The sequence below is a fragment of the Alsobacter ponti genome, assembly GCF_024294805.1.
Taxonomy (GTDB): Bacteria; Pseudomonadota; Alphaproteobacteria; order Rhizobiales; family Beijerinckiaceae; genus Alsobacter; species Alsobacter ponti.
In genome coordinates this window covers 58,511-79,594 of sequence record NZ_JANCLU010000017.1, presented here as the reverse complement: position 1 = coordinate 79,594, position 21,084 = coordinate 58,511, and the positions used below count along the sequence as shown (strand labels likewise).

Genomic DNA, 21,084 nt, shown 5'->3' with positions numbered 1-21,084 from the left:
GGTGCATGAGGGCCGAATAACCTTGGGTCGCACGACGATCCGTCGCCGTCGGTTTTTCCCTCGACTCCGGACCCGGCCCCGCCCACAGAGTGTTCCATGGCTGATCACTGCCCGGTCTGCTCGGCGACCACCGCCATTCCGTTCGTCGCCCGCGCCGATGTGCCGATCCTGCTCAACCGGCTCTATCCGACCCGCGAGGAGGCCCGCCGCGCGCCGACCGGCCCGATGGACCTCGTCGGCTGCCGCTCGTGCGGCTTCGTGTGGAACCGGGCGTTCGACCCGGACCTGATCGTCTACGACCAGTCCTACGAGAACGACCAGACCTACTCGCCCGCCTTCATGGCGCATGTGCGCGCCCGCGCCGACGACGTGGTGAGCGCCATTCCCGCCGGCGACACCATCCATGTCCTCGAGGTCGGCTGCGGCCAGGGCGTCTTCATCGGCGAGGTGGCGCGCGCCGCCGGGCGGCGGCTCGGCAGCGCCACCGGCTTCGACCCCGCCTGGCGCGGCGCCGACGGCGAAGGCCCGGCCGGCTCGCGCATCTTTCGCTGCTATTTCGACAAGTCGGTCGCCGACCGCCTGCCGACCGCGCCCAACGTCGTCGCCAGCCGGCACACGATCGAGCACGTGCCCGACCCGGTCGGCTTCCTCGCCTCGATCCGCGACGCGCTGGGGCCGGCCTCCCGCGCCCGCATCTTCATCGAGACGCCCTGCGTGGAATGGATCGTCCAGAACCAGGCCATGCAGGACTTCTTCTACGAGCACTGCTCGCTGTTCTCGGCCGAAGCGCTGGCGCTCGCCCTGAAACGCGCGGGCTTCGCCGCGCCCTCCATCCGCTACGTCTTCGGCGGGCAATATTTGTGGGCGGAGGCGGTGGCGAGCGAGGACGAGGCCGCGCACGCGCCGGAAACCGGCACGCTGCCGCATCTGGACTTGCAAAGCTTCAGCGAAAGCTTCATCCAGCGCTGGCGGCGCGACATCCGCGAGGCGGCCGCGCAGGGGCCGGTGGCGCTGTGGGGCGCGGGGGCGAAAGGCGTGACGTTCGGTCTGATGGTGGACGAGAAAGCCCAGTACATCGACCACGTCGTCGACATCAATCCCGGCAAGCAAAACCGCTATTTGCCGTGCAGCGGGCTGCTCGTGCTCGGCCCCGAGGACGCGGCCCGGCGCGGCGCGCGGACGATCTTCATCATGAACCCCGGCTATGTCGACGAGATCCGCGAGATCGCGGCGCGGGTCGGCATCACCGCCCGGCTGGTTCCCATTCACTGAAGGCGAGGACCATGCGGGTCAACATCGACACGGAGCGTCGCGTTCTCGAGCTCGGCGACAGGACGCTGGAGCTCTATAGCGACGAGGCCTTCCACGTTCTCTCCGACCTGTGGGTCAAGGTGGGCTGGAACCAGAAATACTCGTACTCCTTCGCCTGGCTCGGCGTGCCCGTGATCCAGATGCCGGAGGACATGATCCGCTACCAGGAGGCGGTGGCGGCGCTGCGCCCGGACGTGATCGTCGAGACCGGCGTCGCGCATGGCGGCTCGGCGATCTACTCGGCCAGCCTGTGCCGTCTGCTCGGCAAGGGGCGCGTCATCGCCATCGACATCGAGATCCGTCCGGCCAACCGCGCGCGCATCGAGAGCCATCCGCTGAGCGACCTGATCACGCTCATCGAGGGCTCCTCCACCGCGCCCGAGGTGCTGGACAAAGTGCGCTCGCTGATCGCGCCGGGCGAGACGGTGATGGTGGTGCTCGATAGCGACCATTCCTACAAGCATGTCGCCGAGGAGCTGGAGCTCTACGCGCCGCTGGTGACGCCGGGCTCGTGGATCGTCGCCACGGACGGCGTGATGAAGGACCTCGCCGATACGCCGCGCGGCCGGAAGGAGTGGACCTCCGACAACCCCACGCAGGCGGCGCGCGACTTCGCCGCCCGCCACCCCGAGTTCTCCCACGAGCAGCCGCCCCGCGTGTTCAACGAGGGCACGTTCCAGGGCGACATCTCGCACTGGCCCGAGGCCTGGCTGAAGCGCATCCGCTGAGGGCGGATCGCGACCTCGAGACTCAGGGCGCGACGCGGGAGACCCGGCTGACCTTCTCGAGCAGCGAGCGCTTCAGGATCTTCTCGAAGCGGTAAACTCGTTTTCCAGTATAGAACCAGAGATAGGCACGCCAAACCGCTTTCCAGACCGGCGGGCGCGCCGACGTTTCGATGTCGCGCCGGGCGAGCGCATAGAATTTGTGCCGCAGCTCCAGCATCTGCTCCAGCGCCGGCGGCGTCCGCCGGATCGTGGCCTGTCCGCGCGTGCGCTTGATGATCTGGTAGAACGTCGTCTCCGCCGTGCCGGCCACGACGTCTTCGAGGATGAAGCGGAACAGGACGAGGTGGTCGAAGCCCCACGGGTGGCCATAGGAGGCGACGACCTCGTTCATGCGGGCCGTCAGCGCCTCGCGCCGGAACATCCCGTAGATCCAGGCCGCCTTCGAGGCGCGCAGCATGCGGATCACGCCGCCCGCCCCCTGCCCGCGCAACCGCGCCGGGAACGCCGCGATGCGGCGCTTGCGGCCGTCGAGGTCGGCCGTTTCGATGGTCCCGACCGCGAGCTGGTCGCGCGGGTTGGCCGTCAGCAGGCCGTGCAGCGCCTCGAGATAGTTGTCGCTCCAGCGGTCGTCGGCAGCGCGCCAGATGAAGAACGGCGTCTCGGCCGCCATCAGGCTCTCGTGGAAGTTCGCCAGCGCGCCTTTGTTGTAAGGCTGGCGGACGTGCCGGAAGCGCGGGTCGCGCGCGGCGAACTCGGCGGCCACCTGCGGCGTGGCGTCGGTCGAGGCGTTGTCGAACACCAGCACGACGAAGTCGCCGAAGCTCTGGCGGCTCACCTCATCGAGCGTGGCGCGCAGCATCTCGGCTTCGTTGTAGACGGGGACGGCGACGGTCAGCGAGGCCATGTCAGCGATCCGATCCAGCTACCGTCACCTCCGCCAGCACGCGGTCGAGCGCGTCGGCCCCGGCCGCGAAATGCTGGTCGTAGTCGCCCGGCCCGCCGATGACGTAGCGGTAATTGAGCCCCAGCCGGCGGCTGAGCCAGAAATAGGTGCTCTTGACGAAATTCGACGGGAAGATCTCGACCACGGTCGCGCCCGGCCGGCAGAACAGCAAATTGGCGAGCCCCGCCCCGTGCGTCGCCACGACGATCCGCGCCCCGGCGAAGGCCGCGACCTGCTCGGCGTGGTTGTCGTAGCGCGCCACGAAGCGCGCGAAGCCGTGCCGTTCGAGCACGCGGTCGACGGCCTCGGCGTCGGTCATCCGGCGCAGCTTGGCGTTGCCGCGGTCGAGATACAGGCGCTCGCCGGGCGCGGCCGGCGCGAGCCCGCCGGCGGCGTCGTGGGCGGCGAGGATGGCGGCCAGCCGGTCGGCGTCTCCGCGCGTCACCGGCATCCACTCGTAGTTCGTGGCGAGCGCGAACACCCATTCCAGCGTCACGCCCGTCAGCCGCTCCAGCGCGCCGATCTCCATGACGCGCAGCACCGGATAGGCCCGCGCCAGCGCGTCGATCACGTGGCGCGCCATCGGGTTGATCTCGCGCCGCGTCACGATGGTCAGCGGCGCGTCGCCGGGCCGGCGCTCCAGCCAGTTGACCAGCGGCAGCACGTCGTTGCCGAGGAAATGGTAGTAGTTCGACACGTCCGGCAGCAGCGCGTAGCGGCCGGGCGGCGCCGGGCGGGCGCGCAGCAGCGCCGCCTTGGCGTAGTTCCAGTTCGGGGTGACGCCGTCGAAATTCACGAGGTCGCCGGTCGCGGCCAGCACCGGCGTCATGGTGTGGCCGAGGATGTCGCAGCCCTCGACCAGCGCCGCCTGCCGGGACTGGACGGCATGGCCCGCCGGGTTGCCGCCCACGTCACCCGAATCGAACGCCATGGCGGGGACGAGGATGTCGGCGGTCTCGGCCGGCGTCGCCGCCAGCCTCAGGTCTTCGCGCACGTCCTCCATCACGGTGCTGGCGCAATCGACGGCGCGCACGCCGCGCGTCGGAAAGGCGAGGCTGCGCCCGAGCGAAGGCGCGCAGGCCGCCAGCGCGCGCGTCGCCGACCAGCGCAGCCGCCGGGCCGACATCATGCTGCGGAGCTTCGATTTCTTGCGGGCCATGGAGTAGCGCTGCGGGAACAAGGGGGCCGCGGAGCGACTTAACCCTCCCGCTCCTGCTTGTCGACACCGATCTCCGATTCGGCGGCTGGTCGTGTTTTCAGCATGATTGAAACGGAATACTATCATGAATATTTCAAATACAAAAAACATGCTATCTCAGCTGGAGAGAAAGATCAACGCCTTCGGAGACAAATTTCGTGTCCTCAGGGACAGGTCGATTCATGTTGATTACCGGGCGGACGGTGTCGGGGTCCGCAACAAGAATTTGTCCTTTCTCGACGACCAGACATTCGCCGACGCCTGGACAATGTCCGCGGAGCTGAACAAGGAAGGCTGGCGGAAGCGCAAGCGAGGCGTGCCGGACATTCGCTGGCGCGCGCACATCTGCTGCTGGGCCGCGCAACACGGGCTCGGGCTCGACGGCGACTTCGTGGAGTGCGGCGTCCACACCGGCATCCTGTCGCTCACCGTCTGCCATTACCTGTCCATGGGGTCCGTGCCGAAGTCGTTCTGGCTGTTCGACACGTTCGAGGGCATTCCCCTGGACGGGCTGAACGAAGCCCAGCGCCGCCAGGCGAGCGCGCTGAACCGGAACGTCTATTCCAACGTGTGGGATCTGGCTCAGCGCAACTTCGCGCCGTTCCCGAACGCGCGCCTGGTGCGCGGGGTGCTGCCCGGTTCGCTCGATGAAGCCCGGATCGAGCGGATCGCCTATCTCTCGATCGACCTCAACCACGCCCCCGCCGAAATGGCGACGATCGAGCGCCTGTGGCCGAAACTGTCCCTCGGGGCCATCGTCGTGATCGACGACTACGCCTTCAGGGATCACGAGGCGCAGTACGAGGCCTGGAACGACTTCGCCGCCCGGCAGGGCAAGATGATCGTCACGCTCCCGACCGGACAGGGGCTCCTGATCCGCTGACGCGAAGTCGGCGGAGACGTCACACCTCGCAGCGGAACGAGAGGCGCTTGGGCGACGGCCCCCAGTCGATGGTGTCGACGAAGCGGACCTCGGCGCGGAAGCCGGCCCCCGCTCGCGCGCGCAGATGGTCGGCGAACGCCTCCGCCTGCGCGGGCGTCGCGCCGGGAGCGACCAGTTCCGCCTCGAGCAGGTCGAGCCGCGTCTGCCGGATGCGGAATTCCCTCGTCGCCGGGACGATGTCCTGCACCTCGCCGCCGCGCACGTGGAACTGGCCGCGGCTGCCGTCCGCGTGGCGCAGCGTCGAGGAGAGCCGGCCGGCGAGATGGGTGATGACCGGGCCGTCGTGCCCGCACGCACAGCGCGGTGCGAGCTTGCCCAGATCGCCGATCTCGTAGCGGATGAACGGCGTGGCGTAGCCGTGCAGGTGGGTGACGAGGAGACGGAAGCGCGCGACGCCCTCGTACTCGACCGGGCCCGGCGCTTCCTCGACCACGACGTTGCTGGTGGCGACGTGGTAGCAGCCCGGCGTGGCGGGGCACTCGACGCCGATCAACCCCACCTCCTCGGCGGAGTAGTTGGCCCGCAGCGGAACGCCGATCGCGTCGAATCCCTCGCGGATCCAGTCCGGCGCGGCCTCGGCGAGGCAGATGATCGCCTTCACCTTCGCGCTTCTGAACAGCTCGAATCCGGCGGCGGCGACGACCTCCTCCAGAAATCGCGGCGCGCAGACGATGAGCCCCGGCCGCGTCGACCTGACGATCCGCGCCAGCTCGGCGCCCGGGACGTTGGCATAGAGCAGTTCGACCACCTCGCCGGTCTCGAACAGGGGCTCCAGCGCGCCCGCGTAGGACGGCATGCGCTTCAGCCTGTAGCCCGGCGGGGGAACCTTCGCCTGGGCGTTGGTGCGCAGCCGGGTGAGCTTCAGGTCGCGGTTCTCCAGAAGATATTGCGCGAACAGCCGCACCTCGTTGTAGAGGCCGTTGGCCTGCGTGATGTGGAATGTCACCGGCTGCCCGGTCGAGCCCGACGTGGAGTGGACCGACGTCTCGACCCCCTCCGCCGGGCCGAGCAGCGGGCCTTCGGCCTCCACCTGGGCGATCAGGTCGGCGCGGCTCATCTCGGGCAGGTCAGCCAGCGCGACGGAACCGGCCCGCGCCGGACCGATGCGCCGGGCCCAGAGCCGGGAGCGCGCCTGCGCGTGGGCGATCACGTTGGCGAGCTGGGCTTTCGTCCACGCCTCGCGCGCGGCGCGGTCGCCCGTCTCCAGCAGAAGAATTTCCGTCAGCAGTCCGAACGCGCCCTTCGCCTCCGGCGCAACCATCTGAAAAGGGCTCTTCGCAAAGGCAGTGGGTTTGAGAGGGAATGCGGAAAAATCGACCATGAATTCGCAATCGGCAAGTGAACGAGGCTGCGGGCGGGCGAAGCGGAACGCGAGATGGACTCACACCTCGCAGCGGAACGCGAGGCGCTTGGGCGACGGCCCCCAGTCGATGGCGTCGACGAAGCGCGCCTCGACGCGGAACTCCTCCCCCGCCACGGCGCGCACATAGTCGGCGAGCTTCAGCGCGCCCTCCGGGGTCGGCTCGTCGGAGACGACGTCCATCTCGATCAGGTCGAGCGCCGTCTGGCGGATGCGGAACTCCCGCAGCGGATGCACGCGCTGCATCTCCTGTCCTCGCACGTAGAGGCTGGCGCGCGTGCCGTCGCGGCGCTTGACGCTCGACAGCAGCCGGCCGAACAGGTTGGTGACGACCGGCCCGTCATGCCCGCACGGGCAGCTTTCCTGGATGGTGCCGAGGTCGCCGACGTCGTAGCGGATGAACGGCGTGGCGTAGCCGTGCAGGTGGGTGACGAGCAGCCGGCCGAGCGCCTTGCCGTCGACCTCCACCTTGTCGTCCGATTCCTCGACGATGACGTTGCTGGTCGCCACGTGGAAGCAGTCGGGCTGCGTCCGGCATTGCGCGCCGACGACGCCCACCTCCTCGCAGGAATAGGTGGACACGAAGGTCACGCCGATCGATTCGCAGGTCTTGCGCAGCTCCTCGGGGACGCCCTCGGCGATGCCGATCAGCAGCTTCAGGGGCAGGCTCTTCAGATAGTCGAGGCCCGCCTGCTCGATGAACATCTCGATATAGCGCGGCGGCACGATGAGGTAACCCGGCTGGCACGACTTCACGAGCCGCATCACCTCGCCGAGGTCGCGCGTCGAGAAGTCGATGAACGTCGCCTTGCCGGCGGCGAACAGGCCGCCGAGCCGGCCGGCGAAATTGTCAGCCCGCGTGATCTTGTAGCCCGGCGCGGGCATGGGCGGCGCGGGCTTCAGCCGCACCCAGTTGGCGCGCAGGTCCCGGTCTTCCATGAGGTATTGCGCGAAGGAGCGGATCTCGTTGTAGATCGCATTCGCCTCGCTGACGTGGAACGTCACCGGCTGGCCGCTCGAGCCGGAGGTGAAGTGCGCCTTGGTGGCGACACCGTCGGCGCGCGTCAGCAGCGGGCCTTCGCCCTTCACCTGCGCCAGCACCTCGGCGCGCGTCTGCTCGGGCAGCTTGCGCAGCTTCACCGCCGAGGCCTTCCCCGGGCCGATGCGCGCGGCCCAGAAGCGCGAACGTTTCTGCGCATGGCCGAGCACGTTGGCGAGCTGGGCCTTCTGCCAGGCTTCGCGCGCCGCGCGGCTGCCGGTCTCGAGCAGCACGAGCTCCATCAGCAGCGCGAAGGCCGCCTTGTCCTCCGGCTTGACGATGTTCAGCGGGCGCTCGGAAAAGGCGTTCGGGCGCAGCGGGAATCGCGAGAAATCGACCATGGCTCGGTCCCGGACTCACATAAGGGCGCTGCACCACGCCGATGCGGCGTCACGAGCGGCGCGGCGACGCGAACGAAAAAAGCCGCCGCGAGCGGACTCGCGGCGGCTTCTCGAATGCCCCGGTAAGAGGATCAGAACTTGTAGTTCACGCCGGCGCGGATGATGTTGCCGTTGAAGTCGGCCTTGACCGCGGCGGTGGACTGCGGAGCGTAGAAGGTCTTGTCGCCGAGGTCGTAGTACAGATACTCGACGCGGGCCGTCCAGTTCCGGGTGAAGGCGTACTCGACGCCGGCGCCCAGGGTCCAGCCGGTGCGGGTGCCGGACTGGCTGCCGCTCCACTGAGTGCCCTCCGCGTCCGCGATCGTCAGCGTGGCCTTGCCCTGCCCGAAGGCGAAGCCGCCGGTGCCGTAGATCAGGAAGTTGTTGACGGCGAAGCCGAGGCGGGCGCGGATCGTCGACAGCCACTCGACCTTGGAGGTGCCGTAGGCGGTCAGCGTCGGGCCGAGGACCGTGCGCTTGTCGCTGCCTTCAACCCAGTTGGCGTCCGCTTCGACACCGAGCACAAACTGATTGATCTGGTAGTTGTAGCCGACCTGCACGCCGGCGGTGAAGCCGTCATTGTCCAGCGACATGCCCGAGCCGAGCTCGGTGGTCGGGAAGTTGATGAACGTCAGGTCGCCCGAACCCCAGGCGTAGCCGGCGTTGGCGCCGACATAGAAGCCGGTCCAGTTGTACATGGGAGCCATCACCGGCGCCGGCGCGATCGGAGCGGTGCGGGCCGGGAGGTCGGCCGCGAAAGCCGGCAGAGCCGCGAGGCTCATGGCGCTGGCGAGGAGGATGCGACGCATAGTGGATGCCCCTTTGTGTGAAACTGTATGAGAGTCGAATACAACCGGGGCGTGTGGGGTGTCGAGCCCAAACCTGCGTAAAATCAATCAAGGGTTGTGTCCGTTGCATTCGGGCAACAGACGCCGCGTCCGGACAGATGCGCCATGATGTCGGTTTGGTTACCGAAAGTTGAACGCCCCAGTTGAGGGCGCGGAACGAAGCGCCGCGACGGGCGTCAATTCGGCTTTGCACCTTCTTTAGGCAGGCGGCCCGGAGGCTCGACTGGCCGTCCGCGCCCGCCCCTTTCCGCCTGTATTGCGCGAAGCCGAGGGCCATCCATGAAAAAGGCCGCCGCGACGGGATCGCGGCGGCCAATACTCGCGAAAGGCGAGCGGATCAGAACTTGTAGTTGACGCCGGCGCGGATGATGTTGCCGCTATAGTCGGCCTTGAGCGCGGCGGTGTTGCCGGCCGCGGTCGTGCTGTAGAACGTCTTCTCGCCGAGGTCGTAGTACAGATACTCGACCTTGGCCGTCCAGTTGCGGTTGAAGGCGTACTCGACGCCGGCGCCCAGCGCCCAGCCGGTGCGCGTGCCGGACTCGCTGCCCGACCACACGTTCACGCCGTCGCCGTAGCCCCACGTGGCCTTGCCCTGGCCGAAGGCGAAACCGCCGGTGCCGTAGATGAGGAAGTTATTGACCGCGTAGCCGAGGCGGCCGCGGATCGTCGACAGCCACTCGATCTTGCTGCCGAAGCTGGCGGTCGAGCCCGGGGTCAGGCCAGCCCAGTAGGAGCTCTTGCTGGCGTCGACCCAGTTGGCGTCGGCCTCGACGCCCATCACGAACTGGTTGACCTGGTAGTTGTAGCCGGCCTGCAAGCCAAGCGTAAAGCCGCCCGGATCCAGCGAGCCCTTGGTCGGCGCGCCGACGGCGTTCAGGTTGCTGATGAAGGTGCTGTCGCCGACGACGCTCACGTCGCCCGAGCCCCAGGTGTAGCCGGCGTTGGCGCCGATATAGAAGCCGGTCCAGTTGTACATGGGGGCCATCACCGGCGCGGGCGCAACCGGGGCGGTGCGGGCCGGCAGGTCGGCGGCGAAGGCGGGAAGAGCCGCCAGGCTCATCACGCTGGCGAGAAGAATGCGACGCATGGGAACAGCCTCTCTTTCTGGTAGTCCATGCGCGGTAGATACAACCTCCCGACGCAATCTGTCGAGTTGAAATCACGAAATTATCAATCCGAAGTTGCGTATGTGGTATGGCGGCAACATACGTTAGTATGTGACGCGATTAAGTAATGGTTACCAAGATATGACCGACGCGTGACAGGGCCCGCACGCAAGGTCCGCGGCGTCAAATCATGGCGCTGAATCTCGGACTCATTTCCGTCATCATCGCGCCGTGTGGACCCAAAACGAAAAACGCCGCCGCGGAGGGCCCGCGGCGGCGTGCTGTCGCGCCGGAGCGCGACGAGATCAGAACTTGTAGTTGATGCCGGCGCGCACGATGTTGCCGCTGTAGTCGGTCTTGAGCTTGGCGGTGTGGGTGGCCGCGGTCGTGCTGAAGAACGTCTTGTCGCCGAGGTCGTAGTGCAGATACTCGACCTTGGCCGTCCAGTTGCGGTTGAAGGCGTATTCGACGCCGGCGCCGAGCGCCCAGCCAGCGCGCGTGCCGGACTCCCCGCCCGTCCACGCGTTCGTGCCGTCATTGTAGCTCCACGCGGACCTGGCCTGGCCGAAGGCGACGCCGCCGGTGCCGTAGACGAGGACGTTATTGACGGCGAAGCCGAGGCGCGCGCGGACCGTCGACAGCCACTCGACCTTGCTGCTGAAGCTGGCGGACGAGCCCGGCGCCGCGCCGGTCCAGGAGCTCTTGTCGTTGGCGTCGACCCAGTTGGCGTCAGCCTCGACGCCCATCACGAACTGGTTGATCTGGTAGTTGAAGCCGGCCTGCGCGCCGGCCGTGAAGCCGCCCGGATTCAGCGAACCGGAGGTCGGCCCGGTGGCGGCGGCCAGGTTGGCGAGGATGGCCGCGTCGCCGACAACGTTCACGTCACCGGCACCCCAGGCGTACCCGGCGTTGGCGCCGATGTAGAAGCCGGTCCAATTGTACATGGAAGCCATCGCCGGCGCGGGCGCGCCCGGGGCGGTGCGGGCCGGCAGGTCGGCGGCGAACGCAGGAAGGGCCGCCAGGCTAAGCACGCTGGCGAGAAGAACACGACGCATTGGAACAGCCTCTCTGTCTAGTGGTCCATGCGCGGTAGATAAAACCGGAGTCGCGATTTGTCGAGTTGAAATCCGAAAAATATCAATCGGAATTCACGTATGTGATATGAACGCCACATACGCTAGGTTGTCACATGATTAACCAATAGTTACTTCATCATGACCGATGCGCGACTGGGCTCTCGTGCAAATCTATGGCGCGAAATCATGCCGATGCATTTCGGTTGCATTCCCGTTTTGATTGCATCAGGCCGGACTTGAAACAAAAAAACGCCGCCGCGGAGGGGCCGCGGCGGCGTGCTGTCGCGCCGGAGCGCGACGGGATCAGAACTTGTAGTTGATGCCGGCGCGCACGATGTTGCCGGACCAGTCGGCCTTGGCGCCGGTGGTCGTGCCGACGGGCAGCAGGGCCGGGCCGACGACCGGGGCGCTGCCGTAGAAGGACGAGTCGCCGAGGTCGTAGTAGAGGTACTCGAGCTTGGCGGTCCAGTTGCGGTTGAACGCATACTCGACGCCGGCGCCGAGGGCCCAGCCGGTGCGGGTGTCGGAGTCGCGGATCGAGATCGCGCCGCCGTCGTACCACGTCGCCTTCGCCTCGCCGAAGGCGATACCGCCGGTGGCGTAGATCAGGACGTTGTTGAAGGCGTAGCCGACGCGGGCGCGGATGGTGGAGAGCCAGGACACCTTGCTGGAGGCGTAGACAAAGCCGTCGCTGTAGCTGTCGGAGGCGTCGATCCAGTTGGCGTCGGCCTCGACGCCGAGCACGAACTGGTTGACCTGGTAGTTGTACCCGGCCTGCAGACCGGCGGTGAAGCCGCCCGGATCGAGCGAATACTTGGTGCCGAGCGCGAGGTCGACGACGTCGCTGTTGCCCCACGCGTAACCGGCGTTGGCGCCGATGTAGAAGCCCGTCCAGTTGTAGAGCGGAGCGTAGACCGGCGCGGGAGCGACCGGGGCCGTGCGGACCGGAAGGTCTGCGGCGAAGGCCGGAAGAGCCGCCAGGCTCATGACACTGGCGAGAAGAATGCGACGCATGAAAAGGGCCCTTTCCGAGAGTGTGAAGCTCTCGATTACAACCCCCGCGTGTAACTTGTCGAGAAGAAGTCGAAATGTCGTCAACTTCCGGTTGCTGCCGTGGCTGCGAAACAACAACAATCCACCACCGGTTCAGTCGGTGTTTTGCTTTTGTCAACTTGCCGGATCACATCGTTCAGGCGCGTCGAATGCTGAGTGGTTACGCTCAAGCTGCTTGGCGTGCCGCGCGCGAGTCCGCCCTGGCGCGGGCGCTCCGCCCACGACTCCGAACGAGGTGGTTCAGGGAAGGACGATCAGCGCGTCGACGAGGCCGGAGCGCTGGGCCTGCTCGATCACGGCGAAAACCGGCACGGCGAGGAAGAACAGCGCTGAATCGAGCGCGGTGCGCATGACGAGGCGCGGCTCGACGGGGATCTGCCCGTCGTACCCCGTCCACAGCGCGCGCGGCAGGAAGCGCGGCACCTCGCTCGCATAGTCCTCGAAGCTCGCGCCGTGGCGCACCGTCAGGAACTCCTCCTCGTGGAACACCACGACGCGGAACACCGCCCAGGTGAGCGCCGCGCACAGCGCCGCCACGGCGAGGCTGCCGGATTGCGCGCCGACGCCCCAGGCGCCGAGCATCGAGAACACGTAGAGCGGGTTGCGGCACAGCGCGTAGGGGCCGCTTCGCACGATCTCCGAGCCCTTGCGGCCCGAGATGTAGAGCGAGCACCAGACGCGGCCGAACAGGCAGGCGAACAGCAGCGCCACGCCGCTCCATCGGATCGCCGCGCCGGCCGCCCCGGCGCGATCCAGCGCCGGCGCGACGAACACCATGGCGCCGAGCCCGCAGGCGATCAGAACGCCGAGCGCGCCCTTGCGGACGCGCTGCACGCGCATCAGGAAGGGCCAGGAGCCCGAATCCCCGCGAAGGACCATCGGCTTGGACACGCGTTCGGCTCTCCCGTCGGAGCTCGTTTCACCTCAGCAAAATGTAACTTTAAGTTGTGGTAAGGAGATTTCGCAAGTCGGCCACCCCGCGTGGGGGCTCATCTCGTCGCGAGAAAACGGGCCGCCGCGGTCACAAGCGCGGGATCAGCCGAAATCCGGCCAGGAGGCGTCGCGCGGGCCGATCAGCGCCGGCGCGGCCGGCCAGGCGATGGCGAAGGCGGGGTCGTTCCAGCGCACGCCGGAGGCCGCCTCGGGCCGGTAGCGCGCGCCCATCATGTAGAGCACCTCGGCCTCTTGCGTCAGCGTCAGGAAGCCGTGCGCGCAGCCGGGCGGCACGTAGAGCGCGTTGCGGCGGTCCGCGTCGAGCTCCACGCCCACCCAGCGGCGGAAGCCGGGCGAGGCGGGGCGCAGGTCCACCGCCACGTCGAAGACGCGCCCGCGCGTGCAGCGCACCAGCTTCGGCTCGGCCGCCTCCCCCGTCTGGAAGTGCATGCCCCGCAGGGTGTGGCGGACGGGGTTCCACGACAGGTTGCACTGCGGCCAGTCCGTCGGCAGGCCGGCGGCGGCGAAGGCGTCGGCGTCATAGACCCGCGCGAACAGGCCCCTCTCGTCGCCGACGGGCTCGGCCTCGACGACCATGACGCCGGGCAGCTCCGTCGGGACGAGCTTCATGCCCCCTGCCCCGGCTCGAATACGGTCAGGCGCGGCACGGCGACGACGAAGCGTCCGCCCCAGTCCGCCACGTGCGCCATCTGCCGCATGATCTCCTCGCGCAGGTTCCACGGCAGGATCAGCACGTAGTCCGGCTTCGTCTCGGCGATGCGCGAGGGCGGCAGGATCGGCAGGTGGCTGCCGGGCAAATAGAGGCCTTGCTTGTGGGGGCTGAGGTCGACGACGTAGTCGATGAGCGCGCCGTCGACGCCGCAATAGTTGAGCAGCGTGTTGCCCTTGGCCGCCGCGCCGTAGGCGGCGACGCGCCGGCCTTCCGCCTTCGCCGTCCGCAGGAAGGCGAGCAGGTCGTCGCGCACCTTTTCGACGCGCGGCGTGAAGCCCTCGTAGGCGGCGTCGCCGTCGAGCCCGGCGGCCGCCTCGTCGGCGCGGACCTTGGCGAGGCCCGGCGTCGGGCGATGCGCGGCGGCCTCGTGGCACAGGCTCAGGCGCAGGCTGCCGCCATGCGTGGGCAGTTCCTCGACGTCGAAGGCGCGCAGGCCGTGCGCCGCGAAGATGCGCTCCGCCGCCAGCAGCGACAGGTAGGAGAAGTGCTCGTGGTAGATCGTGTCGAACTGCACGCCCTCGATCAGCCGCAGCAGATGCGGGAACTCGAAGCTGGCGACGCCGCCCGGCTTCAGCAGCTCGGCGAAGCCGGCGGCGAAGTCGTCGATGTCCGGCACGTGGGCCAGCACGTTGTTGGCGACCGTCAGGTCGGCGGCGTAGCCGGCCTGGCGCAGGCGGCGCGCCGTGTCGCGGCCGAAGAACGCCGTCTCCGTCGGCACGCCCGCCTTGCGCGCGGCCTCGGCCACGTTGGCGGCGGGCTCGACGCCCAGAACGGGCACGCCGAACTCGACGAAATGGCGCAGCAGGTAGCCGTCGTTGCTCGCCACCTCGACGACGCGGCTCTCCGGGCCCAGCCCCCAGCGGCGCATCGCGCCCTCGGCGAAGCGGCGCGCGTGTGCCACCCAGGAGGCCGAGGTGGAGGAGAAATAGGCGTAGTCGCTGAAGATGTGCTCGGGCGTCGCCACCGCGTCCACCTGCACCAGCCGGCAGCGCGAGCACACCCGCGCGTGCAGCGGGTAGCGCGGCTCCGGGCGGCCGAGCTGCTCGGCGCGCAGATAGGAATTGGCGAGCGGCGTCTCGCCCAGGTCGACGAAGGTCCGCGTCAGCGGCGCGGAGCAGAAGCGGCAGGCGATGGCGGGAATCATGGGCGGGCGGTCCGGTCGCGGGAAAGAGCTTGGCGGGAAAGGGCTTCGCGGGAAAGGGCTTCGTAAGCGGCGATCTGGGCTAGGCACAGGGCGCGGGCGTCCGCCCCGGCGCGCCAGTCGGCGTACCAGCGCGCCGTCCACTCGGCGGCGGAGCGGAAGTCGAGCAGCGGCCGCCAGCCCAGCGTGTCGCGGGCGCGGGTCGAATCCAGCGTCAGCAGCCCGGCCTCGCGCGGGTGCTCGCCCGGCTGCGGACGCCAGCCCTGCGCCAGGCCGAGCCCGTCGCGCATGGCGTCGACCAGCTCGCGGACGCGCGCGAAGGCCTCCGGGTCCGGCCCGAAGTTCAGCGCCGTCTCCGCGGTCCGCCCGGTCGCCAGCGCCTCGGCGAAGGCGAGATAGCCGGCCAGCGGCTCGAGCACGTGCTGCCAGGGGCGCACCGCGTCCGGAGAGCGCAGTTCCAGCGCGTCGCCCCGCGCGGCGGCGCGCACCATGTCGGGCACGATGCGGTCGGCCGACCAGTCGCCGCCGCCGATGACGTTGCCGGCGCGCGCCGTGGCGATGCGCGGGCCGCCCACGAACAGGCTGTCGCGCAGGCTCGCCACCGCGATCTCGCAGCACGCCTTCGAGGCGCTGTAGGGGTCGTGCCCGCCGAGCGCGTCCGTCTCGACGAAGGGCCGGCCGGCCTCGTCGTTGGCGTAGACCTTGTCGGTCGTCGCTACCACCACGGCCTCCAGCTCCGGCGCGCCGCGCAGCGCGGTGAGCAGGTTCACCGTGCCGCCGACATTGGTGGCGAAGGTGCCGGCCGGGTCGGCGTAGGACACGCGCACCAGCGCCTGGGCCGCGAGGTGCAGCACCACGCTCGGCCGCGCCTCGCGGGCGAAGGCGGCGAGCGCCGCGCCGTCGCGGATGTCCAGCGTGGCGGCGCGCTGATCCGGCGCGCGGGCGACGAGCGCGTGCAGGCTCGGCTGCGTCGCCGCCGGGAGAGCGAGGCTCCAGGTTTCGGCCCCCAGCCGCTCCAGCCACAGCGACAGCCACGCCCCCTTGAAACCGGTGTGCCCGGTGAGGAGGACGCGTCTTCCGGACCAGAATGCGCTCATGTTCAGCCCCGTCGCCGGATGGAAAGACGCCGGAAACGCAAATGTCGTAAAGTCGGGGAGGTCTTGGCGTCAGCGGCGCGCTATGTCAACCACGGGACGGTCCGCGCCGGCCCGGCGACCCGGCCGCAATTGCGATGGAACCGACATTATGAAATGCGTGATACTCGCGGGCGGGCTCGGCACCAGGATCGCCGAGGAGTCGAGCGTTCGGCCCAAGCCCATGGTGGAGATCGGCGACCGGCCGATCCTCTGGCACATCATGAAGCTCTACACCCATTTCGGCATTTCCGACTTCGTCGTCTGCCTGGGCTACAAGGGCTACGTCATCAAGGAATATTTCGCGAACTATTACCTGCACAGCTCCGACGTCACCTTCGACATGACGACCAACACGGTGAGCCATCACCGCGCCAGCCCCGAGCCGTGGCGGGTGACGCTGGTCGACACGGGCGACCAGACGAACACCGGCGGCCGCCTGCGCCGCGTGCGCGACTATCTCGACCCCGGCGAGCCGTTCTGCATGACTTATGGCGATGGCGTCGCCGACGTGAACATCGCCGCCGAGATCGCCTTCCACCGCAACCACGGCCGCAAGGCGACGGTGGCCTGCGTGCGCCCGCCGGCCCGTTTCGGCCGCCTGGTGCTGGAGGGCGAGCGCGTCACCGCGTTCGAGGAGAAGCCGCAGAGCGACGGCGGCCTCATCAACGGCGGCTTCTTCGTGCTCGACCCCTCGGCGATCGACCTCGTCGACGGCGACCAGACCATCTGGGAGCGCGAGCCCATGGAACGCCTCGCCGCCGCCGGCGAACTCGCCGGCTGGCGCCACGACGGCTTCTGGCAGCCCATGGACACGCTGCGCGACAAGCAGCAGCTCGTCGCGATGTGGGAATCCGGCAAGGCCCCCTGGGCGCTCTGGAAGCGCTGACGGCGGCGTCGGCGCTCCCCCGGCCTACTTGCCGAGCCGCGCCGACCAGCGGGCGATATCCGCCTCGACGAAGGCGGTGAATTCGGGCTGCGTCATCTTCAGCTTCTCGATGCCCTGCGCGGCGAACACGGCCTGCAGCTCCGGCCGGGCGATGGCCCGGTCGAAGGCGTCCGAGAACGCGCGCAGGCGCTCGGCCGGGATGCCGACCGGCGCGAACAGGCCGATCCAGAGCCTCACGTCGAAGCCCGTCAGCCCCGCTTCCGACAGCGTCGGCACGTCCGGCAGCGAGGCGGAGCGCACCGGGCCGGTGACGCCGAGGGCCACGACCTGGCCCCCCTTCACCAGCTCGACCACGGAGGGGATGGTGGCGAACCAGCTCTTCACGTGGCCGCCCACGATGTCCTGCACCGCCTCGCCGTTGCCGAGATGGGGAACCGGCGTCAGCGACACGCCCGCCAGGCGCTCGAACTCGAGCCCGGCAAGGTGCGAGGAGGAGCCTCGGCCCAGCGTGATGTAGTCCACCGCGCCGGGCTGCTTGCGCGCCAGCGCCACGTAATCGGCGACGGTCCGCACGTTCAGCGAGGGATGCGCGACGAGCACGTTGCCGGTCGCGCCCACCGCGCCGACGGCCGCGATGTTCTTGCCGAAGCGGATCGGGAAATCCGGGAACAGCGTCTCGTTGACCGCCAGCGGGGTCGCGCCGATCAGGAAGGTGTAGCCGTCGGCCGGCGACGACGCCGCCGCCTGGGTCGCGATGTTGCCCGACGCGCCGGGGCGGTTCTCGACATAGATCTTGCCGCCCAGCAGCGTGCCGATCTCCTCGGCCAGCGCGCGCGCCGCCACGTCGGTCGGGCCGCCCTGGCCGAAGCCGACGATGAAGCGGATGGGCTTGTCCGGATAGGTCTCGGCGCTGGCCGGCGCGGCGGCGGTGGCGAGCGCGAGCGCGCCCAGCGCGATGACGGTTCGAACGACGCGCGTCAGGCCCATCGGGGGTGTCCTCTCTTCGGTATGCGGGCGACCGGCGTCAGCCGCCGGCCAGCTCCTTGCGCAGCTTGTCGCGCATGATCTTGCCGGTGGCGTTGCGCGGAATGGACGCCACGACACGGATGACGGTGGGGGTCGTGGCGGGAAGCTTCGCCGCGCAATGGCGCATGATCGCCGTGGGATCGATCGGGCCGTTGGCCGTCACCACCGCCCAGACCTGCGGGAAGTCGGCCTTGATGTCGACCGCGAACACCGCCGCGTCCGCGACGCCGGAGCACTCGCGCACCAGCTCCTCGATCCGCTCCGGGGCGATCTTGTTGCCGCCGATATTGATGAACTCCGCGTCGCGGCCGCGAATGACGAGCACGCGCTCCGGCGTGACGTGGCCGATGTCGCCGGGGAAGAACCAGGCGGGCTCCTCGACCGTGCGTAGGCCGGGCTGGTAGGCCGGGGCCATGCCCGCCGCGCTGACGCGCAGGAGCCCTTCCGCGCCCGGCGGCAACTCCCGCCCCTCCTCGTCGCATGCCACGACCTCGGCCCACGGCGCCAGCACCCCGACCGCGCCCTCCCGCCGCAGCGCGCCGAGCCGCTCGAGCGGCGCGAGCGCCGCCGTGCCGGCCTCGGTGGAGGCGTAGGTGTTGAGCACCGGACAGGCGAGCACCGCGCGGACCTTGCCGAGCAGCGCGTCGGAGATGGTGGAGCCTCCCGCCTGGATCTCGCGCAGGCTCGACAGCCCGCCGAACTGGGCGTGCTGCGCGTTGGCGAGCTCGGAGAGCTGGTGGACGGAGATGACCGCGAGGTCGGCCCCGAAATAGCTGACCAGCGGCACCGTGGTGGCGGCGCTGGAGGCGAAGCAGACCATCTTGCCGGACATCAGCGCGGCGAAGGCGATGGCGAAGGCGAAGTGCGAGCGCAGCGGCGGCCCGCAGAACACCTTCTCCGACACGCCGAAGCGTCCGCGCAGGAGATAGGTGGTCAGCCGATGCCACAGGATCTCGGGGCTCATGGCGATCGGCTTCGGCAGCCCGGTGGTGCCGGACGACAGGGCGATGCGGCACAGGTCGGTGGGGCCGAAGTCGGCCCGCGCCGGCGCGACGTCGGCCGGGCGGGTGAACCACTCCGGCGCGACGCGCAGCACCTGGCCGGCGAAGTCGACCTTCTCGCCGGCGTCCTCCAGGATCGCCGCGAGGCCGAGCGGCAGCCCCGTCTCGAGATAGCCGAGCGACACGCTGACCACCCCGAGGCGGTGCAGCGCGCAGATGAGGCAGATGTGCCAGACCGGATCGCCGACGACGATGCCGACCACCGACCCGGCCTTCAGCCCGGCGCGCGCCGCGTTGGTCGTCGCGCAATGGACCGCCTCGGCGAGCTGGCCATAGGTGACGACGCCGCCTTCCGTGCCGATGGCCGCCTTGAACGGATCGAGCGCCGCGTGGCGAAGGACGGCGTCCACATAGGACGGAAAATGCGGGCGGGGCGAAAGCGACGACACGTGAAACCCTCGGGACGCGCGCGGGCGGGCGCTGAAAACGGCGCGACCCAGCACGAGGGTGCTGGGTCGCGCGAAGCCTGGCGGAGCGGGGCCGGCCCGCTCCCGCGGATCAGAGGCCGCCGAAGCGGTAGTTGAGGCCGATGCGGCCGACCCACCCGTTGGTGTCGCTGCGCATGCCGCCCGTGTAGGTGTCGATGCCGCTGGAGCTCGTCGCCACGCCGGACGTCTTGTCGAAGGCGTAGTAGAGACCCTCGGCCTTCACCGTCCAGTTGTTGTTGATGGCGTACTCGACGCCCGCGCCGAGCGTCCAGCCGACCTGCCAGCCGTCGTTCTTGGCGGGCGAGTAGGAGCCCGACGGGCCGAACCAGTACGTGTCGGTGTACTTGTTCGAGAGATTGCCGAAGGCCAGGCCGCCGGTGCCGTAGACGAGCACGCGGTCGAAGGCGTAGCCGAGCCGCAGGCGCAGCGTGCCGAGCGCGTCCAGGCCGGTCTTGGCGTAGGTGTAGGTCTGGGTGACGCCGCTGCTGTTGGCGTTGGTCCAGCCGAGGTCGCCCTCGACGCCGAAAACGAAGGCTCCGGACTGGAAGTTGTAGCCGAGCTGGCCGCCCAGCAGCACGCCGGTGGTCGAGTCGCTCGTCGAGAAGCTGCAGTCGAAGCTCCAGCAGGCGCCCGTCGGGCCCCCCGGATTGTAGCCCGTGCCGCTGGTGTCGGCGGACACGAAGCCCGCGTTCACGCCGGCGTAGAAGCCGGTCCAATTGTAGGGAGCGAGCGTCATCACCGGAGCCGCGGGCGCGGTGCGCACCGGCAGGTCGGCGGCGATTGCCGGCGTGAATGCCGCGGAGAGCACGCCCGCCGCGGTCAGAAAGGTTTTGTTCATTGTTGCGTTGCCCAGATCGCGACTCGAAGTACACGATCAACATTTCATCTTTGGCGATATTTTACAAGGTGAGTACACGCAGAAGTTGCATCTACTGTGACATGGATGCCACGACCTTGGAGGCGGCGTGAGATGTGGGCGCGTCCCCCGGAACTGGCGGCTCCTGAACCGCCGAGACCCACCGGGAGCGCGGCCGCGGTCCCGTGTCAGGTTGCCGGGTCGCTTGCGTCCCTAGTCCCCTCGCGGCGCGGCTTGCGCGAGGTCAAGGCCGAAGGTGGCGTTCGGGATCAGAGTCGTTGCATCTTTTGGGGCCGAACGAACGTTCACTGAAGGGCCGGGCGGCCCGGGCCGGACGCGCCAATGACGGCAGGTCCGCGCCGGGACCGTCGGCCCCCCGTTCAGGGAGATCGTGCATGAGCGTCAAGCGTCTCTCCTTCCTCGCCGCGGCGGGCCTCGCCCTGGGGCTCGCCGGATGCCAGACGGCGGATCCCTATCTCAGCGCCGAGTATGTGTGCGAGCAGTCGGGCCTGCGCCCCGGCACGCGCGCCTTCAACCGCTGCCTCACCGCAGAGCGGAACCGCTACGCCGCCGCGCCGGTGGCCGTGGCCGCGCCGGTCTCGGTCGGCGTCGGCGTCGGCTCTGGCGGCTGGGCGACCGGCGTCTGGGCGCCGGCGGGGGGCTACTACGGGCCCTATTACGGCGACCCCTACTACGGCGGCTATTACGGCGGCTACTACCGACCGTACTACCGGCCCTATTACCGGCCGTACTACTAGCCCGCGCGCGGGGTTTCGCAGGCACGGCCGGGCGAGGCGTCCGGTCGCTCCGGCCCGCCCGTCCGTTTCGATGCGAAGTTCGCGTTTCCGACGACTTTCAAGGTGCGCCCCTCAGCGGGCGACATCGCCGTCGGAATTCGA

At 69.1% G+C, this 21,084-nt stretch carries 20 protein-coding genes; 5 read left to right on the top strand and 15 right to left on the bottom strand.

All coding sequences use genetic code 11. From position 1 onward, the window contains the following. Nucleotides 1-96 precede the first annotated feature (96 nt). On the top strand, nucleotides 97-1,272 hold the full coding sequence (locus tag NK718_RS16400) for a class I SAM-dependent methyltransferase (protein ID WP_254744451.1): 1,176 nt from the start codon (nucleotides 97-99) through the stop codon (nucleotides 1,270-1,272). Between the two features lie 11 nt (nucleotides 1,273-1,283). Further along, nucleotides 1,284-2,039 (top strand): cephalosporin hydroxylase family protein, encoded by a 756-nt coding sequence (locus NK718_RS16395; RefSeq protein WP_254744449.1) that lies wholly within the window; start codon nucleotides 1,284-1,286, stop codon nucleotides 2,037-2,039. A gap of 22 nt (nucleotides 2,040-2,061) precedes the next feature. On the opposite strand, the gene NK718_RS16390 is transcribed toward NK718_RS16395, so the two are convergent. Continuing rightward, the gene (locus NK718_RS16390) at nucleotides 2,062-2,943 is read right to left on the bottom strand and encodes a glycosyltransferase family 2 protein (RefSeq protein ID WP_254744447.1); all 882 of its coding nucleotides are present in this window, start codon (nucleotides 2,941-2,943) and stop codon (nucleotides 2,062-2,064) included. A 1-nt stretch (nucleotide 2,944) separates the two neighbouring features. Continuing rightward, nucleotides 2,945-4,141 (bottom strand): glycosyltransferase family 61 protein, encoded by a 1,197-nt coding sequence (locus NK718_RS16385; protein WP_254744445.1) that lies wholly within the window; start codon nucleotides 4,139-4,141, stop codon nucleotides 2,945-2,947. Nucleotides 4,142-4,448: 307 nt separating this feature from the next. Here NK718_RS16385 and NK718_RS16380 point away from each other — a divergent pair, with 307 nt between their 5' ends. Next, nucleotides 4,449-5,063 carry a TylF/MycF/NovP-related O-methyltransferase gene (locus NK718_RS16380; protein ID WP_254744443.1) on the top strand — a complete coding sequence of 205 codons (615 nt, stop codon included), beginning with the start codon at nucleotides 4,449-4,451 and terminating at the stop codon, nucleotides 5,061-5,063. Between the two features lie 19 nt (nucleotides 5,064-5,082). Here NK718_RS16380 and NK718_RS16375 read toward each other — a convergent pair whose 3' ends face one another. The 10 genes from NK718_RS16375 to rfbG form a co-directional block, all read right to left on the bottom strand. Beyond that, the gene (locus NK718_RS16375; RefSeq protein ID WP_254744441.1) at nucleotides 5,083-6,384 is read right to left on the bottom strand and encodes a phenylacetate--CoA ligase family protein; all 1,302 of its coding nucleotides are present in this window, start codon (nucleotides 6,382-6,384) and stop codon (nucleotides 5,083-5,085) included. Between the two features lie 120 nt (nucleotides 6,385-6,504). After that, nucleotides 6,505-7,863: a phenylacetate--CoA ligase family protein gene (locus tag NK718_RS16370; protein WP_254744439.1), complete on the bottom strand. Its 1,359-nt coding sequence runs from the start codon at nucleotides 7,861-7,863 to the stop codon at nucleotides 6,505-6,507. A gap of 131 nt (nucleotides 7,864-7,994) precedes the next feature. Further along, complete coding sequence (locus NK718_RS16365; protein WP_254744437.1) at nucleotides 7,995-8,711, bottom strand: outer membrane protein; 717 nt, start codon at nucleotides 8,709-8,711, stop codon at nucleotides 7,995-7,997. 376 nt (nucleotides 8,712-9,087) lie between these two features. Further along, nucleotides 9,088-9,837 carry an outer membrane protein gene (locus NK718_RS16360; protein ID WP_254744435.1) on the bottom strand — a complete coding sequence of 250 codons (750 nt, stop codon included), beginning with the start codon at nucleotides 9,835-9,837 and terminating at the stop codon, nucleotides 9,088-9,090. Between the two features lie 324 nt (nucleotides 9,838-10,161). Beyond that, on the bottom strand, nucleotides 10,162-10,911 hold the full coding sequence (locus NK718_RS16355) for an outer membrane protein (protein WP_254744433.1): 750 nt from the start codon (nucleotides 10,909-10,911) through the stop codon (nucleotides 10,162-10,164). A 324-nt stretch (nucleotides 10,912-11,235) separates the two neighbouring features. Then, entirely contained in the window at nucleotides 11,236-11,946 is a 711-nt protein-coding gene (locus tag NK718_RS16350) for an outer membrane protein (RefSeq protein ID WP_254744431.1), read from the bottom strand. Nucleotides 11,947-12,225: 279 nt separating this feature from the next. After that, on the bottom strand, nucleotides 12,226-12,876 hold the full coding sequence (locus NK718_RS16345; protein ID WP_254744429.1) for a methyltransferase family protein: 651 nt from the start codon (nucleotides 12,874-12,876) through the stop codon (nucleotides 12,226-12,228). Between the two features lie 144 nt (nucleotides 12,877-13,020). Further along, on the bottom strand, nucleotides 13,021-13,548 hold the full coding sequence (gene rfbC / locus NK718_RS16340; protein ID WP_254744427.1) for a dTDP-4-dehydrorhamnose 3,5-epimerase: 528 nt from the start codon (nucleotides 13,546-13,548) through the stop codon (nucleotides 13,021-13,023). Continuing rightward, a complete protein-coding gene (locus tag NK718_RS16335; RefSeq protein ID WP_254744522.1) occupies nucleotides 13,545-14,792 on the bottom strand; it encodes a methyltransferase domain-containing protein in 1,248 nt (415 codons plus the stop codon). The genes rfbC and NK718_RS16335 overlap by 4 nt, the downstream gene beginning before the upstream one ends. After that, entirely contained in the window at nucleotides 14,792-15,895 is a 1,104-nt protein-coding gene (gene rfbG / locus NK718_RS16330) for a CDP-glucose 4,6-dehydratase (protein ID WP_254744520.1), read from the bottom strand. Before rfbG ends, NK718_RS16335 begins: the two co-directional genes overlap by 1 nt. A gap of 142 nt (nucleotides 15,896-16,037) precedes the next feature. Between rfbG and rfbF the strand changes: the two genes are divergently transcribed. After that, nucleotides 16,038-16,814 carry a glucose-1-phosphate cytidylyltransferase gene (gene rfbF / locus NK718_RS16325; RefSeq protein ID WP_254744425.1) on the top strand — a complete coding sequence of 259 codons (777 nt, stop codon included), beginning with the start codon at nucleotides 16,038-16,040 and terminating at the stop codon, nucleotides 16,812-16,814. A gap of 24 nt (nucleotides 16,815-16,838) precedes the next feature. Here rfbF and NK718_RS16320 read toward each other — a convergent pair whose 3' ends face one another. The 3 genes from NK718_RS16320 to NK718_RS16310 form a co-directional block, all read right to left on the bottom strand. Further along, nucleotides 16,839-17,801, bottom strand: coding sequence for a tripartite tricarboxylate transporter substrate-binding protein (locus NK718_RS16320; protein ID WP_254744423.1), 963 nt, complete (start codon nucleotides 17,799-17,801; stop codon nucleotides 16,839-16,841). A 37-nt stretch (nucleotides 17,802-17,838) separates the two neighbouring features. Next, nucleotides 17,839-19,290 carry a class I adenylate-forming enzyme family protein gene (locus NK718_RS16315; RefSeq protein WP_254744421.1) on the bottom strand — a complete coding sequence of 484 codons (1,452 nt, stop codon included), beginning with the start codon at nucleotides 19,288-19,290 and terminating at the stop codon, nucleotides 17,839-17,841. 109 nt (nucleotides 19,291-19,399) lie between these two features. Then, the gene (locus tag NK718_RS16310) at nucleotides 19,400-20,167 is read right to left on the bottom strand and encodes an outer membrane protein (RefSeq protein WP_254744419.1); all 768 of its coding nucleotides are present in this window, start codon (nucleotides 20,165-20,167) and stop codon (nucleotides 19,400-19,402) included. A 413-nt stretch (nucleotides 20,168-20,580) separates the two neighbouring features. Between NK718_RS16310 and NK718_RS16305 the strand changes: the two genes are divergently transcribed. Next, a complete protein-coding gene (locus NK718_RS16305) occupies nucleotides 20,581-20,943 on the top strand; it encodes a hypothetical protein (protein WP_254744417.1) in 363 nt (120 codons plus the stop codon). Nucleotides 20,944-21,084 lie beyond the last annotated feature (141 nt).